The sequence below is a fragment of the Pseudomonas sp. NPDC086251 genome (assembly GCF_044746405.1).
GTDB lineage: Bacteria > Pseudomonadota > Gammaproteobacteria > Pseudomonadales > Pseudomonadaceae > Aquipseudomonas.
Genome location: NZ_JBIVBY010000003.1, coordinates 127852 through 144969 on the forward strand (window position 1 = coordinate 127852; position 17118 = coordinate 144969).

At 61.2% G+C, this 17118-nt stretch carries 11 protein-coding genes; 9 read left to right on the plus strand and 2 right to left on the minus strand.

Features of this window, described 5'->3' with window-relative positions; translation table 11 throughout:
* Positions 1–130: 130 nt before the first annotated feature.
* On the minus strand, positions 131–2080 hold the full coding sequence (locus ACIPL2_RS06345) for a BCCT family transporter (protein WP_401354292.1): 1950 nt from the start codon (positions 2078–2080) through the stop codon (positions 131–133).
* A 379-nt stretch (positions 2081–2459) separates the two neighbouring features.
* Here ACIPL2_RS06345 and betI point away from each other — a divergent pair, with 379 nt between their 5' ends.
* The 9 genes from betI (at position 2460) to yccS (ending at position 16249) form a co-directional block, all read left to right on the plus strand.
* Complete coding sequence (gene betI, locus ACIPL2_RS06350; RefSeq protein ID WP_010466984.1) at positions 2460–3053, plus strand: transcriptional regulator BetI; 594 nt, start codon at positions 2460–2462, stop codon at positions 3051–3053.
* A 109-nt stretch (positions 3054–3162) separates the two neighbouring features.
* Complete coding sequence (betB, locus tag ACIPL2_RS06355; RefSeq protein ID WP_401354035.1) at positions 3163–4635, plus strand: betaine-aldehyde dehydrogenase; 1473 nt, start codon at positions 3163–3165, stop codon at positions 4633–4635.
* 152 nt (positions 4636–4787) lie between these two features.
* Positions 4788–6491, plus strand: a complete 1704-nt coding sequence (gene betA / locus ACIPL2_RS06360) for a choline dehydrogenase (protein WP_401354037.1) — start codon at positions 4788–4790, stop codon at positions 6489–6491.
* A 255-nt stretch (positions 6492–6746) separates the two neighbouring features.
* Positions 6747–8189: a TldD/PmbA family protein gene (locus ACIPL2_RS06365; protein WP_401354039.1), complete on the plus strand. Its 1443-nt coding sequence runs from the start codon at positions 6747–6749 to the stop codon at positions 8187–8189.
* Positions 8189–9538, plus strand: coding sequence for a TldD/PmbA family protein (locus tag ACIPL2_RS06370; RefSeq protein ID WP_401354042.1), 1350 nt, complete (start codon positions 8189–8191; stop codon positions 9536–9538). The genes ACIPL2_RS06365 and ACIPL2_RS06370 overlap by 1 nt, the downstream gene beginning before the upstream one ends.
* A 112-nt stretch (positions 9539–9650) precedes the next feature.
* Positions 9651–11078, plus strand: coding sequence for a multidrug transporter subunit MdtD (gene mdtD, locus ACIPL2_RS06375; protein WP_401354044.1), 1428 nt, complete (start codon positions 9651–9653; stop codon positions 11076–11078).
* A 57-nt stretch (positions 11079–11135) separates the two neighbouring features.
* Positions 11136–12521, plus strand: a complete 1386-nt coding sequence (gene dbpA, locus ACIPL2_RS06380; protein WP_059407482.1) for an ATP-dependent RNA helicase DbpA — start codon at positions 11136–11138, stop codon at positions 12519–12521.
* A gap of 134 nt (positions 12522–12655) precedes the next feature.
* Positions 12656–13834: an NAD(P)/FAD-dependent oxidoreductase gene (locus ACIPL2_RS06385; protein WP_401354047.1), complete on the plus strand. Its 1179-nt coding sequence runs from the start codon at positions 12656–12658 to the stop codon at positions 13832–13834.
* Between the two features lie 231 nt (positions 13835–14065).
* Positions 14066–16249, plus strand: coding sequence for a YccS family putative transporter (gene yccS, locus ACIPL2_RS06390; protein WP_401354049.1), 2184 nt, complete (start codon positions 14066–14068; stop codon positions 16247–16249).
* Positions 16250–16365: 116 nt separating this feature from the next.
* Here yccS and ACIPL2_RS06395 read toward each other — a convergent pair whose 3' ends face one another.
* On the minus strand, positions 16366–17103 hold the full coding sequence (locus tag ACIPL2_RS06395) for a substrate-binding periplasmic protein (protein WP_401354051.1): 738 nt from the start codon (positions 17101–17103) through the stop codon (positions 16366–16368).
* Positions 17104–17118: the final 15 nt, after the last annotated feature.

The following is a 17118-nucleotide window of genomic DNA, read 5'->3' on the forward strand; positions in this document are numbered from 1 at the left end:
GCGTTGGAGTTAAAGGCCCCATCGCCAGCAGGCTGGCTCCCACATTGGAATGCATTCTCTTGTGGGAGCCAGCCTGCTGGCGATGAAGCCGACGCGGTGCTTCAGACCGAAACACCGCACCCTCGATGACTCAGCTATAGACACGGCCAAGGAGCTGCCGATGGCTTTCAAACTGATCGAGCACGTCACGGGTGATCTGATCCTGGGTGAAACCCATCAAGTCGTAATCCTGACTGCCGTTGTGCAGGTACACCTCGGCGCGGTAGTAGCGTGCGCGGGGTTCATCAGCACTTTCGGCCGACACCGTGTCACTCGCCGCCGCCAGGTAACCGTCCAGGCTGACTTCGTAGACAAACGGGTTGCCCTCTTCCATCTCGATCCGCACGCCCATGCAGCGCTTCGACTTGCCCAGCAACGTCTGCACGTCCAGGCCTTGAGCGCGCAATTGCACCGTTGCATCTTCCAGCGCCGGGCTGACTTGCTTGTCCATGAAACGCTGCACGATCGACTGATTCGGCTGCAAGTCCAACTGAGTCAGACGCTCGCTGAAACCGCGACGACCGCGTGCAGCCAACTCCGCTTGCTCCTGTTCGATCTGCACGTCCTGACGCATCGCCTTGTGCAAGCCGAACATGAAGAACACCAACACCACCGAGAACGGCAGACCGGCCAGCACCACCATGGTTTGCATGGCTTCGAAGTTACCGGCGAACAGCAGGCCGATAGTCACCAGGGTGATCACCGCCGACCAGAAGATCCGCAGCCAGTGCGGCGCATCTTCATCGACGTTGCCGCCCTTGCACGAGAGGTTAGCCATCATCACTGCGCCGGAATCCGCCGGGGTCAGGAACAGCACAAAACCCACGAAAATCGACACGCCGATCACAATCTTCGATGCCGGGTAATGCTCCAGCAACTGGTAGATCGCCATGGACGGCTGTTCCAGCGCGGTCTTCCCGAGCTCCACCGCGCCGTGGTTCATCACCAGGTCGAGGGCCGAGTTACCGAAGATCGACAGCCACGCCAGGGTGAAGCCCAGCGGAATCAGCAGCACGCCGGCCACCAGTTCACGCACGGTACGACCACGGGAAATACGCGCGATGAACATGCCTACGAATGGCGCCCAGGAAATCCACCAGGCCCAGTAGAACAGGGTCCACAGGCCCAACCAGCGGTCAGACTTCTCACTGTCGCCTTCGTACACATAGAGGTCGAAGGTCTTCAGCACCACGCCGTTCAGGTAGTCACCGATGTTTTGCACAAAGCCGTTGAGCAGGTGCAAAGTCGGGCCAAACAGCAGGACGAAAATCAACAGACCGCTGAACAGCACGATGTTCAGGTTGGACAGACGACGGATGCCGTTTTCCACGCCGGACACAGCGGCGATGGTCGCCACAGTGCTCATGACGATGATCACGATCAGCAGGTTGGTGTTGCTGTGCTCCATGCCAAACAGGTTTTCCAGCCCGGAAGACACTTGCAGCGAACCAATCCCCAGGTTCGTCACCAGACCCAGCAGGGTCACGAACATGCCAAAGCCGTCCACCGCATGACCGGCCGCGCCCTTGACCCAACGCTCGCCCACCAGCGGATACAGCGCCGAACGCAACGCCAGCGGCTGGTTATGACGGTAAGCAAAGTACGCCACGGCCAGGCCGACCAAGGCGTAGATCGCCCAGCCGTGCAGGCCCCAGTGCAGGAACGTCAACTGAACCGCCTGACGCGCAGCCATGTTGCTGGCGGCGACGCCTTCGGGCGGGTTGAAGTAGTGGTCCAGCGGCTCGGAGGCACCGAAGTACAGCAGCGAGATGCCGATACCCGACGAGAACAGCATCCCTGCCCAGGCGCCGTAGCTGAAGTCCGGGGTATCGTCCTTGCTCCCCAGTTTGAGTTTGCCGTAGGAGGAAAACGCCAGGCCGACCACGAACACCAGATAAGCGGCGATCACCACCATGTAGTACCAGCCGAAGCTGCGGGACAACCAGGCCTGGGCAATACCGAGCAATCTGCCGGCCTCTTGCGGGGCGATGATCAGAATGGCGGTCAACAACAGAATCAACGCGGTAGAGGTGTAGAACACCCAACCGTTGACCGTCACCTTCTCGGGCGGGGTCTTTATAAGAGAGGCAGAACTCATGGCACAGATGCTCCGGGCAGTGCGGGAGAAGAACACAAGGCAACGCGATACCCGACCAATCGGTTAGTTGGCAGCCGACCAGCGGGTGATATAAAGACACCCCGAAAAAAGCCCGAAGCCCGGGAGCGCCAGTGCGCAAGGGTTTCGAGCGTTTTCGGATGTCGTTTTTCCGCTAACTACGTGTAGGAAAAACCTGTAGGCAGCGACGAATTGTCGCAGATCTTATTCTTTGTTGATTGAACGTTCAATCAAAACAAAATAGACTGGCCTTCAATCCGATAGACGTTTTACGTCCGCCGGAAGGCCTAAGGAGATGTGCAAGATGCCCAAGGTCGGTATGCAACCCATCCGCCGCCAGCAATTGATCGAAGCCACCTTGCAGGCGGTCGATCAGGTCGGAATGGGGGACGCCAGCATTGCGCTGATCGCCCGTTTGGCCGGTGTCTCGAATGGCATCATCAGTCACTATTTTCAGGACAAGAACGGCCTGATCGCGGCCACGGCGCAGTACCTGATGAGTGTCCTCAGCGAGAACGTCACCGCGCGTCGTCAGGCGCTGGAGGACAGCAGCCCACGGGCGCACCTTCAGGTGATTATCGAAGGCAACTTCGACGCCAGCCAGGTCAATGGCCCGGCAATGAAAACCTGGCTGGCCTTCTGGGCCACCAGCATGCACCACCCGTCTTTGCACAGGTTGCAGCGGATCAACGATCACCGTCTGTATTCCAACCTGTGCTGCCAGTTCCGCCGTGTATTGCCGCTCGATGACGCGCGCAGTGCAGCTCGAGGCCTGGCAGCCCTCATCGACGGTTTGTGGTTGCGCGGCGCGCTGTCGGGCGATGCTTTCGACACCGAGCAAGCGCACCGCATCGCTTACGAATACATGGATTTCCAATTGGCCAAGCAGGTGAGCTAGAGCACACATAAAACGCTCAGCACCTGAACCGCCACTGACCCGCGCCGCCCGAGCTACACGGCACGCCCAGTGGTTACCGCCAACCCACTTATGCTCTTGCGAGGACAATATGGCCCGTTTCGAACTGCAAAAACTCTACATCGATGGCGGCTACAGTGACGCCAGCAGCGACGCCACTTTCGAAGCCATCAACCCGGCTAACGGTGAAGTCCTCGCAAAAGTACAACGTGCGACCTTCGACGACGTCGAGCGCGCTGTCGTCAGCGCCGAAAAGGGCCAGAAAATCTGGGCTGCCATGACCGCCATGGAGCGTTCGCGCATCCTGCGTCGTGCCGTCGACATCCTGCGCGAGCGCAACGATGAACTGGCCGCCCTGGAAACCCTGGACACCGGCAAGTCGTTCTCCGAAACCAAGTACGTCGACATCGTCACCGGCGCTGACGTGCTGGAGTACTACGCAGGCCTGGTGCCGGCCATCGAAGGCGAGCAGATCCCGCTGCGCACTACTTCGTTCGTCTACACCCGTCGCGAGCCGCTGGGCGTCGTGGCCGGTATCGGCGCGTGGAACTACCCGATCCAGATCGCCCTGTGGAAATCCGCACCCGCCCTGGCGGCCGGTAACGCGATGATCTTCAAGCCAAGCGAAGTCACGTCCCTGACCACGCTGAAACTGGCCGAGATCTACACCGAAGCCGGCGTTCCGGCTGGCGTGTTCAACGTGCTGACCGGCAGCGGCCGTGAAGTCGGCACCTGGCTGACCGAGCACCCACGCATCGAAAAAATCTCCTTCACCGGCGGCACCGACACCGGCAAGAAGGTCATGGCCAGCGCTTCCGCCTCATCGCTGAAAGACGTGACCATGGAACTGGGCGGCAAATCCCCGCTGATCATTTTCGACGACGCCGACCTCGATCGCGCCGCCGACACCGCGATGATGGCCAACTTCTACAGCTCCGGCCAGGTCTGCACCAACGGCACTCGCGTGTTCGTACCAAGCCACCTGAAAGCCGCGTTCGAAACCAAGATCGTTGAGCGTGTTGCGCGCATCCGCGTCGGCAACCCGGAAGACGAAAACACCAACTTCGGCCCGCTGGTCAGCTTCGCCCACATGGAAAGCGTGCTGGGTTACATCGCCAAAGGTAAGGAAGAAGGCGCTCGCGTGCTGTGCGGTGGCGGTCGTCTGACCGAAGGCGAATTCGCCAAAGGCGCGTTCGTGGCCCCGACTGTGTTCACCGACTGCACCGACGAGATGACCATCGTTCGCGAAGAAATCTTCGGCCCGGTAATGAGCATCCTGACTTACGAAACCGAAGAAGAAGTGATCCGTCGTGCCAACGACACCGACTTCGGCCTGGCCGCTGGCGTTGTCACCAAAGACTTGAACCGCGCTCACCGCGTGATTCATCAACTGGAAGCCGGTATCTGCTGGATCAACGCCTGGGGCGAGTCCGACGCGAAGATGCCGGTCGGTGGCTACAAGCAATCGGGTGTTGGCCGTGAGAACGGCATCAGCTCGCTGAACAACTTCACACGCATCAAATCGGTACAGGTCGAACTGGGCGATTACGCCTCGGTGTTCTAAGGCGACATTTCGCTTCGCCTGCGAGGCCGTCATCGCCAGCAGGCTGGCTCCCACAGGAATCCTCATTCCAATGTGGGAGCCAGCCTGCTGGCGATCGAGTGCGCAGCACTCGCCATGGCCAGACCTGACCACTTTCAAAGAGGGTGCATTCAATGTCCCAAGAATTCGATTACATCATCATCGGTGCCGGCTCGGCCGGTAACACCCTGGCGACCCGTCTGACTGAAGACGAAGGCGTCACCGTCCTGCTGCTCGAAGCTGGCGGCCCGGATTATCGCATGGACTTCCGCACGCAAATGCCGGCCGCCCTGGCGTTCCCGCTGCAAGGCCGTCGCTACAACTGGGCCTACGAAACCGATCCAGAGCCACACATGGACGGTCGCCGGATGGAATGCGGTCGCGGCAAAGGCCTCGGCGGCTCTTCGCTGATCAACGGCATGTGCTACATCCGTGGCAACGCCATGGACTACGACAACTGGGCCAGACTGCCAGGTCTGGAAGACTGGGATTACCTGAACTGCCTGCCGTATTTCCGCAAAGCCGAAACCCGCGACATCGGCCCGAACGACTACCACGGTGGCGACGGTCCGGTCAGCGTGACCACGCCCAAAGCCGGCAACAACCCGCTGTTCCACGCCATGGTTGAAGCAGGCGTACAGGCCGGTTACCCGCGCACCGAAGACTTGAACGGTTACCAGCAAGAAGGCTTCGGCCCGATGGACCGCACCGTCACGCCGAACGGCCGTCGCGCCAGCACCGCTCGCGGTTACCTGGACGTCGCCAAGAAACGTTCGACCCTGACCATCGTCACTCACGCCCTGACCGACAAGATTTTGTTCGAAGGCAAGCGTGCCGTCGGCGTGCGTTACCTGATCGGTGCCGCTGAAGAGCGCGTTGAAGTCCGCGCCCGTAAAGAAGTGCTGCTGTGCTCCGGCGCGATCGCTTCGCCGCAGATCCTGCAACGCTCCGGTGTCGGCCCGGCCGACCTGCTGAAAAAGCTCGACATCCCGGTGGTCCATGACCTGCCAGGTGTTGGCGAAAACCTGCAGGATCACCTTGAGTTGTACCTGCAATACGCCTGCACCCAACCGGTCTCGCTGTACCCGTCGCTGCTCTGGTACAACCAGCCAGCCATCGGTGCCGAATGGCTGTTCAACGGCACCGGCATCGGCGCCAGCAACCAGTTCGAAGCCGGCGGTTTCATCCGCACCCGCCCGGAATTCGATTGGCCGAACATCCAGTACCACTTCCTGCCGGTCGCGATTAACTACAACGGCAGCAACGGTGTGAAAGAGCACGGCTTCCAGGCGCACATGGGTTCCATGCGTTCGCCGAGCCGCGGTCGTGTCCAGGCCAAGTCGAAGGATCCGCGCGAGTACCCGAGCATCCTGTTCAACTACATGGCCACCGAGCAGGACTGGCAGGAATTCCGCGACGGCATTCGCCTGACCCGTGAAATCATGCAACAGCCAGCACTGGACGCTTTCCGTGGCCGCGAAATCAGCCCCGGCATCGACGTGCAAACCGATGAACAGCTCGACAAGTTCATCCGCGAACACGCCGAAACCGCGTTCCACCCATCCTGCTCGTGCAAGATGGGCACCGACGAAATGGCCGTGGTTGACGCGGAAGGTCGTGTGCACGGCCTGCAGAGCCTGCGGGTGGTCGATGCCTCGATCATGCCGATCATCACCACCGGCAACCTGAACGCGCCAACGATCATGATCGCCGAGAAAATCGCCGACAAGATCCGTGGCCGCCAGCCATTGCCGCGCAGCAAGGCAGCTTACTTCGTCGCCGGCGATGCGCCGGTGCGTGGCAAGCCGTTGCGGGATGTGAGCCTTACCGCGCAGTAAGACGTTAGACCGAGGCGCGGCCTTCGCGGGCAAGCCTCGCTCCTACAGGGGATCGTGTTTCCTTGTAGGAGCGAGGCTTGCCCGCGAAGAGGCCCTCACGCCCCATACGCAACCTCCTGATACACCCCGCTAATCCTTTCCCACACCGCTCCGCCCTTGATCCTACCCCCGCGCAGGCCTACTCTAGCGCCACGCAATCGATTCACCCCCTCGCCACACCGCTACGCCGCCACTCCATACCAAGGAGGTTCCCGAATGTTCGATTTCCACCCCCAGCTCAAGCAGCGTTTTGCTGCCTTGCGCACGGGCGCTGAATTCTTTTCGCTGCGTTATGTACGCGAGTCCGGTCAGTACCTGTCGGTGCGCAAGAATGTCGCCGAACCTCCAAGCCTGAGCCGTGACGAAGGCGCGATGCTGACCGTTCGGGTCAACGGCGTCGAAGCCTATGCCGCGACCAACGACCTGTCGCAACAAGGCTTGCAAGCCGCTCTCGACCGCGCCGAGCAGCAAGCCCGTCGACTCAAGCCCCACGCCCTGCTGGACCTGAGCGAGCAAGCCGTTTCCAGTGACCGCGCCGACTACTTTTCGCCGAACCACGACCAGCCTTTTCCGTCCCTGAGCGACTGCTACCAACTGCTCGGCGCCGAATCCGCCGCCGTGCCCAAGGACGAGCGCCTGGTGAACTGGCAGGTGAGCATTGGCATCACCCACGTTGAGCAGATCTACCTCAGCAGCGCCGGTGCCGAGTTGCGCCAGGCCCAGCGTTTCGTCTACCCGAGCCTGGAAGTCACCGCCTACGACGGCAGCGACAGCCAGACCCGCACCCTGGGCCGCGAGAACTTCGGCCAGCAAGGTGGCTTCGATGTGATCAGCCGCTGCGGGCTGGTCGGCGCTGGCCCGAAAATCGCCGATCAGGCGCTGCAATTGCTGCTGGCACCGAACACCCCGCAAGGCCCGCGCGACCTGCTGCTGATGCCGGACCAGATGATGCTGCAGATCCACGAATCCATCGGTCACCCGCTGGAACTCGACCGCATCCTCGGCGATGAGCGCAATTACGCCGGCACCAGTTTCGTCAAGGCAGAAGACTTCGGTAGCCTGCAATACGGCTCGAAACTGCTCAACGTCACCTTCGACCCGGACATCCCCGAGCAGCTCGCCAGCTACGGCCATGACGACGACGGCACGGCCGCCAGCAAGCAATTTCTGATCAAAGAAGGCTTGTTGCTGCGCCCACTGGGCGGCGCACTGTCGCAGTTCCGTGCGGGTATGGACGGTGTCGCCAACAGCCGTGCCTGCGGCTGGAACCGTCCGCCGATCGACCGTATGGCCAACCTGAACATCGAGCCCGGCGATCAACCGCTGGAGCAACTGATCGGTGGGATCGAGCACGGCATTTTGATGAGCACCAATCGCTCGTGGTCGATCGATGATGCGCGCAACAAGTTCCAGTTCGGTTGCGAATGGGGCCAGCTGATCGAAAACGGCGAACTCAAGGGCGTGGTGAAAAACCCGAATTACCGGGCGATTTCCGCGCACTTCTGGAAAAGCCTCAGCGCCGTCGGCGACGCCAGCACCTTCAAGGTCCTCGGCACGCCGAACTGCGGCAAGGGCGAACCGAATCAGGTGATCCGCGTCGGCCATGCCTCGCCGGCCTGCGTGTTCAGCCATGTGGATGTGTTTGGGGGAGATGCCTGATGACTACTTTAACGAGCGCCCCAAAAAATCAGGCCGATGCGTTCAAAGCCTTGGTCAATTGGTTGCGCGAAGCGATTCACGAGCCGGAACAGTTCACTCTCAGCTACGCCGCCGAGTCGTCGGCCTTCGTGCGCTTCAATCACGCCAAGGTCCGTCAGGCCGGGCAGGTGCAGCAGGCGAGCATTGGTTTCAAACTGATCGATGAGGGTCGTCATGCCGACCTCGACATAACCCTCTCCGGTGATGCTGAAGTCGATGTTCAGCGTCTGGCTGAAGGGCTGCAACAGTTGCGCGAAACCTTGCCGCTGCTGCCTCAGGATCCGTACCTGCTGTTGAATTACAACGGCTGGCAGAGCAAGAACGTGCAGGAACATCCGCTGCCGGATACCGAGCAGGTCGTTGCAGAAATCACCCAGGCCGCCGAAGGGCTGGACCTGGTGGGGTTCTACGCGGCCGGTCCGATCAGTCGTGGCTTTGCCAGTTCCTCGGGCGCGTTCGGCTGGCATCAGGCCAACAGCTTTAACTTCGATTTCAGCCTGTTCCATGAAAACGGCCAAGCGGTGAAGGCCAGCTACGCCGGGCATGACTGGAACAGCGAAGGCTTTGCCAAGCGCTTCCAGCAGGCTCGCGAGCAATTGGCGTTTCTCGGTCGGCCGTTGCGCACCTTGGCACCGGGTCAGTACCGCGCTTACCTGGCGCCAGCGGCCATGGGCGAAATCATGGACATGCTCGGCTGGGGCGGTTTTTCCGCGCAGTCGATCGCCAGCAAAGGCAGTCCGCTGCAGAAGCTCTACGGCGGCGACAGTTCGTTCAGTGCGCTGGTCTCGGTCGATGAAAAAGTCAGCGGTTCCCTGAGTCCGGCGTTTTCCGGTGAAGGTTATCCACGCAGTGATCTGGGGTTGATCGTCGAAGGCAAGGCCGGTGCGCAAATGGTCAGCTCTCGCAGTGCGGCGGAATACGGCCTGACGGCCAACGGTGCCAGCGGTGGTGAGATGCCCAGCGCCTTGAACATGAAGGCCGGCGTATTGCACGAGGCTGAAATCCTCAAGCAATTGGGCACCGGGCTGTACATCAGCAACCTCTGGTACCTGAACTACTCGGACCAACCGGCGGCGCGCCTGACCGGCATGACGCGGTTTGCAACGTTCTGGGTCGAGAACGGCGAGATTCAGGCACCGGTGAGCACCATGCGCTTTGATGACAGCGCCTACAGTTTGCTCGGTTCCAAGCTGGAAGCGTTGACCGAGGAGCGGGAATTGCTGCTGTCGGCCAGCACGTACAGCCAGCGGGCGACGGCGTCGGCATTGTTGCCGGGAGCGCTGATCAGCCAACTCACTTTGACGCTGTAAAAGCTTCGCGGGCAAGCCTCGTTCCTACAGATTTGCGCTGCCTTTGTAGGAGCGAGGCTTGCCCGCGAAGCAGTCACCACGGACTACCTGACCCACACTGACATGAGGTCCCATGCCCAACCGCCTGCCTCTCGACGCTGTCACCGCCCGCTGGGTGCCGTGGGTCGTCGCCATTGCGTTCTTCATGCAGTCCCTCGACGGGACGATCCTCAACACCGCCCTGCCCGCCATGGCCCGAGACCTGGCGGAAGATCCGTTGCGCATGCAGGGGGTCATCATTGCCTACATGCTCACCGTCGCGCTGCTGATCCCGGCCTCAGGCTGGATCGCCGACCGTTTCGGCACCAAGAAAATCTTCTTCAGCGCGATTCTGTTGTTCAGCGTCGGTTCGTTGTTGTGCGCGCTGTCGAGCACCTTGAGCACATTGATCGGTGCCCGAGTGATCCAGGGCCTCGGCGGTGCCTTGATGCTGCCGGTCGGTAGACTGGTGGTGCTGCGCGCCTACCCGCGTTCGGAACTGGTGCGGATCATGGGCTTCATCACCATTCCCGGCCTGCTCGGCCCGTTGATCGGCCCGACCATGGGCGGCTGGATGGTGGAATACCTGACCTGGCACTGGATCTTCCTGATCAACCTGCCGGTGGGCGCCGTCGGTTGCTACGCCGTGTGGAAATTCATCCCCGACCTGCGCGGCACCGAACGCACCCGTTTCGACAGCCTGGGCTTTTTGCTGTTCGGCGCGGCGATGGTGCTGATCACCATTGCCATGGAAGGCCTCGGCGAATTGCACCTGCCGCACTTGCGCGTGATGTTGCTGCTGTTCGGCGGCATGGCGTGTCTGGCGGCTTATTGGCTGCGGGCCGGGCACATTGATAATCCGCTGTTCGCGCCGTCGCTGTTCAAGACCCGAACCTTCGCCGTGGGCATCCTCGGCAATCTGTTCGCTCGCTTGGGCAGCGGCGCCCTGCCGTTCCTCGTGCCGTTGCTGCTGCAAGTGGCGCTGGGTTATTCGCCGTCGCAGGCCGGGATGAGCATGTTGCCGCTGGCGGCGGCCGCGATGGTTGCCAAGTCGGTGGCGCGACCGCTGATCGAGCGGCTGGGCTATCGCATCGTGCTGACCGGCAATACGCTGGCGCTCGGGCTGATGCTCGCGAGCATGGGCCTGGTCAGCGAGCAGACGCCGTACTGGTTGCTGCTGGTCATGCTGTCGATTCTCGGCGCGATCAACTCCTTGCAGTTCACCGCGATGAACACCGTGACCCTGATCGACCTCGACGACGCCAGCGCCAGCAGCGGCAACAGCTTGCTCTCGGTGGTCGCGCAATTGTCCTTGAGCCTCGGTGTAGCGTGCGCCGGTGCGCTGCTCGGCGGCTTCACGGCAGAAGTCGGAAACGATGGCGTGGACACGGTTCTTGGCGCGTTCCAACTGACCTTTGTCACCGTCGGAATCATGGCGATGTTGGCCGCGACGATCTTCTCGCAGCTGTCGAGAGAAGACGGACGGCGCGTCAAACGTCCGGAACAGCACATAGAGCCTTAGGGCGAATGCCCACGGGACTGATACACTGCGCGACATTTTGTTTTGCAGGCCAGTCCCGTGACCACCATCGCCACCGCTTTTAATACTTTGCCGCTGTCCGCCGCCATGCTGGCTAACCTCGACTCCCTCGGTTATGCCCAGATGACGCCGATCCAGGCGCAAAGCTTGCCGGTGATCCTCAAGGGGATGGACCTGATCGCGCAAGCCAAGACCGGCAGCGGCAAGACCGCCGCCTTCGGTATCGGCCTGCTGAACCCGATCAATCCGCGCTTCTTCGGTTGCCAGGCGCTGGTGATTTGCCCGACTCGCGAGCTGGCTGACCAGGTCGCCAAGGAACTCCGTCGTCTGGCTCGCGCCGAAGACAACATCAAGATCCTGACCTTGTGCGGCGGCGTGTCCTTCGGCCCACAGATCGGCTCCCTGGAGCACGGCGCGCACATCATCGTCGGCACCCCGGGCCGTATTCAGCAGCATTTGCGCAAAGGCTCGCTGGTGCTCCATGGTCTGAACACACTGATCCTCGACGAAGCGGACCGCATGCTCGACATGGGTTTCTACGACTCGATCGAAGAAATCATCGCCCAGACGCCGGAACGTCGCCAGACCCTGCTGTTCTCCGCCACGTACCCGTCGGGCATCAAGCAACTGGCGGCCAAGTTCATGCGCAACCCTCAGATCGTGAAAGCCGAGGCGTTCCATGACGACACGCAGATCGAGCAGCGTTTCTACGAAATCTCCCCGGACGACCGCATGAGCGCTGTGACCAAGGTGCTTGGTCACTTCCGCCCTGCCTCCTGCGTGGCGTTCTGCTTCACCAAGCAGCAGGTTCAGGAAACCGTCGATCACCTGACGTCCAAAGGCATCTCTGCCGTCGGCCTGCATGGCGATCTGGAACAGCGTGATCGCGATCAAGTGCTGGCCATGTTCTCCAACCGCAGCACCTCGGTACTGGTCGCCACCGACGTTGCCGCTCGCGGTCTGGACATCGATGCGCTGGACATGGTGATCAACGTCGAGTTGGCCCGTGACTCGGAAATCCACATTCACCGTGTGGGCCGTACTGGCCGCGCCGGTGAGAAAGGCATCGCGATCAGCCTGGTCGCGCCGTCCGAAGCGCACCGCGCCCAAGCCATCGAGCTCCTGCAGAAGTCGCCGTTGAACTGGGATCTGGTGGACAACCTCACGTCCCAGGGCGGCGCCCCGCTGCTGCCGGCCATGAGCACGTTGTGCATCGGCGCTGGCCGTAAAGACAAGGTGCGTCCGGGCGACATTCTGGGCGCACTGACTGGCGACGCCGGTATTCCGGGTGCCCAGGTCGGCAAGATCGCTATTTTCGACTTCCAGGCGTATGTGGCCGTGGAACGCGGGATCGCCAAGCAAGCCTTGCAGCGCCTGAACGACGGCAAGATCAAAGGCCGTTCGCTGCGCGTACGCATTTTGTAAGAACGCCACCGCCCCCCCCTGTAGGAGCGAGGCTTGCCCGCGAAGGGGACCGCGAGGCCGCCAAGAGCTTCGCGGGCAAGCCTCGCTCCTACAAGGGTGGCGTAAGCTTTGAGATTTTGTGTGAGGACACCGTTTTGCGCTCTACCGAAGTTGTGATCATTGGCGCTGGCGCCGCAGGGTTGATGTGTGCGCTGACCGCCGCCGGGCGCGGGCGCAAGGTGATGTTGCTCGACCACGCCAACAAGGCCGGCAAGAAAATCCTGATGTCGGGCGGTGGCCGCTGCAATTTCACCAACATGTACACCGAACCGGGCAATTTTCTCTCTCAGAACGAACACTTCTGCAAATCCGCACTGGCGCGCTACACCCAGTGGGATTTCATCGGCATGGTCGCCAAACACGGCGTGCCGTACCACGAGAAAAAACTCGGCCAGTTGTTCTGCGATAACAAATCCAGCGACATCCTCCAGATGCTGCTCAACGAGTGCGATCAGGTCGGCGTCAGCCTGCACTTGGACACCTCGATCCAGACCATCGAAAAGCTCGAAAGCGGTTACCTGCTGGACACCACGCTCGGCCAGATCACCTGCGAATCCCTGGTGATCGCCACCGGCGGCCTGTCGATCCCGACCCTGGGCGCGACCGGTTTCGGCTATCAAGTGGCCAAGCAGTTCGGCCACGAGTTGCTGCCGACCCGTGCTGGACTTGTGCCGTTCACCATCACCGATCAGCTCAAGGAGCTTTGCACCGAGCTGTCGGGCACGTCGGTGGATTGCCTGGTGAGCTGCAACGAGCAGAGTTTCCGCGAGAACATCCTGTTCACTCACCGCGGCCTCAGCGGCCCGGCGATTTTGCAGATTTCTTCGTTCTGGGAATCAGGCGACACGGTGGAAATCAACCTGATGCCGGACCACGACGTGCCGAGCTGGCTGCAACAGCAGCAGGCCGAACGCCCCAACAGTGAGCTGAAAACCCTGCTCGGCGAAATCTTCACCAAGAAAATGGCCAGCTTGCTGGCGGATAACTGGTTCGTCTCCAAACCAATGAAGCAGTACACCCACGCGGAACTGGCAGACGTTGCCGACAAACTGGCGAGCTGGAAAGTCGTACCGGCGGGCACCGAAGGCTACCGCACGGCCGAAGTGACCCTGGGTGGCGTTGATACTCACGAGGTGTCGTCCAAGACCATGGAATCCCTGAAAAGCCCTGGCTTGTACTTCATCGGCGAAGTACTCGACGTGACCGGGCATCTGGGCGGCTTCAATTTCCAGTGGGCCTGGGCCTCGGGCTACGCAGCTGCGCAATACGTCTGACCAACGGGTGTACACCAATCAAATGTGGGAGCGGGCTTGCTCGCGAAGAGGGAGTGTCAGTTAGCAATAAGTTGCCTGACACACCGCTTTCGCGAGCAAGCCCGCTCCCACATTGGTTATGTGTTGGTATTTAAAGGAACAGATTTTGCTGTCAGATGTGATCGGCGCCATTGCGTCGACGTCATTACTGGCTCAATTTAGCGGCATTGCCTCGGAAGGCCTTCGCACTTCATGTCATCGACCCCATTCAGTCAGTCTCTGCGCCGCCTCTGGGCGTTGGATAAATTCAGCTACAGCGTGCGGGTGTTCATCGCCCTGACCGGCAGCATGGCGCTGTGTTGGTATCAGGATGAAATGGGGCTGCTGATCCCGCTGTTCCTCGGGATTATCGCCAGCGCCCTGGCCGAGACCGACGACAGTTGGCAAGGCCGCCTCAACGCACTGGCGGTCACGCTGGTGTGCTTCATGGTCGCCGCGCTGTCGGTCGAATTGCTGTTCCCCTACCCTGTTCTGTTCATCATCGCCTTCGCCCTGGCCGCCTTCTGCCTGACCATGCTCGGCGCCCTCGGCGAACGCTATGGCGCAATTGCCTCGGCGACGTTGATTCTGTCGGTCTACACCATGATCGGCGTGGACCAGCGCGGCGGCGCGGTCACCGATTTCTGGCACGAGCCGGTGCTGCTGGTGGCCGGCGCCACCTGGTACGGCCTGCTCTCGGTGTTGTGGCAGGCGCTGTTCTCCAACCAGCCGGTGCAGCAGAGCCTGGCGCGGTTGTTCCGTGAACTGGGGTTTTACCTGAAGCTGAAATCGTCGCTGTTCGAGCCGATCCGGCAGATGGACGTGGAAGCGCGTCGTCTCGAACTGGCCCAGCAGAACGGTCGAGTCGTGGCGGCCCTGAACGTCGCCAAGGAAATCATCTTGCACCGGGTCGGCAACGGTCGGCCAGGTTCGAAAGTCAGCCGTTACCTCAAGCTGTACTTCCTGGCCCAGGACATCCACGAGCGCGCCAGTTCCTCGCACTACCCTTACAACGCCCTGGCCGATGCGTTCTTCCACAGCGACGTGATGTTCCGTTGTCAGCGTCTGTTGCGTCAGCAAGGCAAGGCCTGCCGAGCCCTGGCCGAGTCGATCCAGATGCGTCAGCCGTTCGTCTATGACGCGAGCTTCGCCGAAGCCCTCAGTGATTTGCACGCCTCACTCGAACACCTGCGCATTCAGAGCAACCCGGCCTGGCGCGGCTTGCTGCGTTCGTTGCGGGCATTGGCGGCCAACCTCGGCACGCTCGACCGCTTGCTCAGCGACGCCAGCAACCCCGATGCCCTGGCTGACGCCACCGACAGCAGCCTGCTCGACCGTTCGCCACGCAGCCTCAAGGATGTCTGGGTTCGGTTACGCACGCAGCTGACGCCGACCTCGCTGCTGTTCCGTCACGCCCTGCGTTTGCCCCTGGCGTTGAGCATCGGCTACGCCATGGTGCATTTGATCCACCCGTCCCAAGGTTACTGGATCATTCTCACCACGCTGTTTGTCTGTCAGCCGAACTACGGCGCCACCCGGCGCAAACTCGGTCAGCGGATCATCGGCACCGCCATCGGCCTGACCCTGGCCTGGGCGCTGTTTGACCTGTTCCCCAATCCCCTGGTCCAGTCGTGTTTCGCGATCGCGGCCGGGGTGGTGTTCTTTATCAACCGCACCACCCGCTACACGTTGGCGACTGCCGCGATCACCCTGATGGTGCTGTTCTGTTTCAACCAGGTGGGCGACGGTTATGGACTGTTCCTTCCACGGCTGTTCGATACGCTGCTCGGCAGCCTGATCGCCGGCCTCGCGGTGTTCCTGTTCCTGCCGGACTGGCAGGGCCGACGCCTGAACAAAGTGCTGGCCAACACCCTGACCTGCAACAGCATTTACCTGCGCCAGATCATGCAGCAATACGCCGCCGGCAAAAGCGACGACCTGGCGTATCGCCTGGCCCGGCGCAACGCGCACAACGCCGATGCCGCGCTGTCGACGACGCTGGCCAACATGCTGATGGAGCCGGGGCATTTCCGTAAGGAAGCGGATGTCGGTTTCCGCTTCCTGGTGCTGTCGCACACTTTGCTCAGTTACTTGTCAGGGCTGGGCGCACACCGGGAAACCCAACTACCGCCGGACGTGCGTGAGTCGCTGATCGACGGTGCCGGGGTGAGACTGGCGGCCAGCATCGACGAGATCGCTCAAGGGTTGGCGAGCAAATTGCCGATTGCGATTCAAAGCGATGAGGAAGAGGCGCTGGCCAATGCGCTTGAGCAGATGCCGGATGAAATCGATGAAGGGCAGCGGTTGGTGCAGACGCAGTTGGGGTTGATCTGTCGGCAGTTGGGGCCGTTGCGCACGTTGGCGGCGCATTTGATCAAGGATACGAGTGAGGATTGAGAATTGCGGTGGCTAGGCCGGCCTCTTCGCGGGCAAGCCTCGCTCCTACAGGGTTGGACGTGCCCTTGTAGGAGCGAGGCTTGCCCGCGAAGGGGCCATCAGCTGCACCACAAAGCTCACATCCCATGCTGCCTCATCAACCGGTCATAACTCCCGTCCACCTTCATCGCCGCGATCTCACGGTCGAAACCGGCGACGATCTGTTCATGCTTCGGGTTCTTCAGGCTGACCAGAATGTGCAGGCTGTTTTCGCTCAGCGCCTTGGGCAGGAACTCCACGGCATTGCGCACCGCGGATGACTCCCGGGACAGGTAATAACGCGCAACGTACTCGTCTTCCAGCGTCAGCTTGACCCGATCCGCGGCAACCATGCGTACAGCCATGGCGAAGCTGTGCACCGGGACTTTCTGCAGCGAGACGTCTTCATCGAACTCCGGCGAATAGGCATAACCGCGCACCACCGCGATCGGGTAAGTGTGCAGTTGCTGCAAGTTGTTGTATTCGATCGGTGCGTCTTTGCGCTTGAGAAAGCGCACGCGGTTGAGCAGGTATTCACCGGAGTATTGGCCCAACTTGGTGCGTTCGTCGGTGTACCAGGCGTTGACCAACACGTCGTATCGCCCCTCGCCCACGCCCAGCAAGGCCCGCGCCCAGGGCACTTGTTCAAAATCACTGGCATAGCCGGCCCGGGCCAGCGCCGTGCTGACGATGTCCGTCGCCAACCCGCCATTGACCAGCGTGGCGTCGGTAAAGGGTGGCCAGGCGTCAGCCACCAGCCGCAGCTTTTCAGCTGCCGCGCTTTGAGTCAGCAACAGCAATCCAATCAAAGCACAGGCTCGATGCAATCGCGGCATGCTAGAAAATCCTTA

Excerpts from the sequence above, each read along its gene's own strand:
- betI (WP_010466984.1), top strand. The coding sequence starts at position 2,460 with ATGCCCAAGGTCGGTATGCAACCCATCCGCCGCCAGCAATTGATCGAA.
- betB (WP_401354035.1), top strand. The coding sequence starts at position 3,163 with ATGGCCCGTTTCGAACTGCAAAAACTCTACATCGATGGCGGCTACAGT.
- betA (WP_401354037.1), top strand. The coding sequence starts at position 4,788 with ATGTCCCAAGAATTCGATTACATCATCATCGGTGCCGGCTCGGCCGGT.
- ACIPL2_RS06365 (WP_401354039.1), top strand. The coding sequence starts at position 6,747 with ATGTTCGATTTCCACCCCCAGCTCAAGCAGCGTTTTGCTGCCTTGCGC.
- ACIPL2_RS06370 (WP_401354042.1), top strand. The coding sequence starts at position 8,189 with ATGACTACTTTAACGAGCGCCCCAAAAAATCAGGCCGATGCGTTCAAA.
- mdtD (WP_401354044.1), top strand. The coding sequence starts at position 9,651 with ATGCCCAACCGCCTGCCTCTCGACGCTGTCACCGCCCGCTGGGTGCCG.
- yccS (WP_401354049.1), top strand. The coding sequence starts at position 14,066 with ATGTCATCGACCCCATTCAGTCAGTCTCTGCGCCGCCTCTGGGCGTTG.
- ACIPL2_RS06395 (WP_401354051.1), bottom strand. The coding sequence starts at position 17,103 with ATGCCGCGATTGCATCGAGCCTGTGCTTTGATTGGATTGCTGTTGCTG.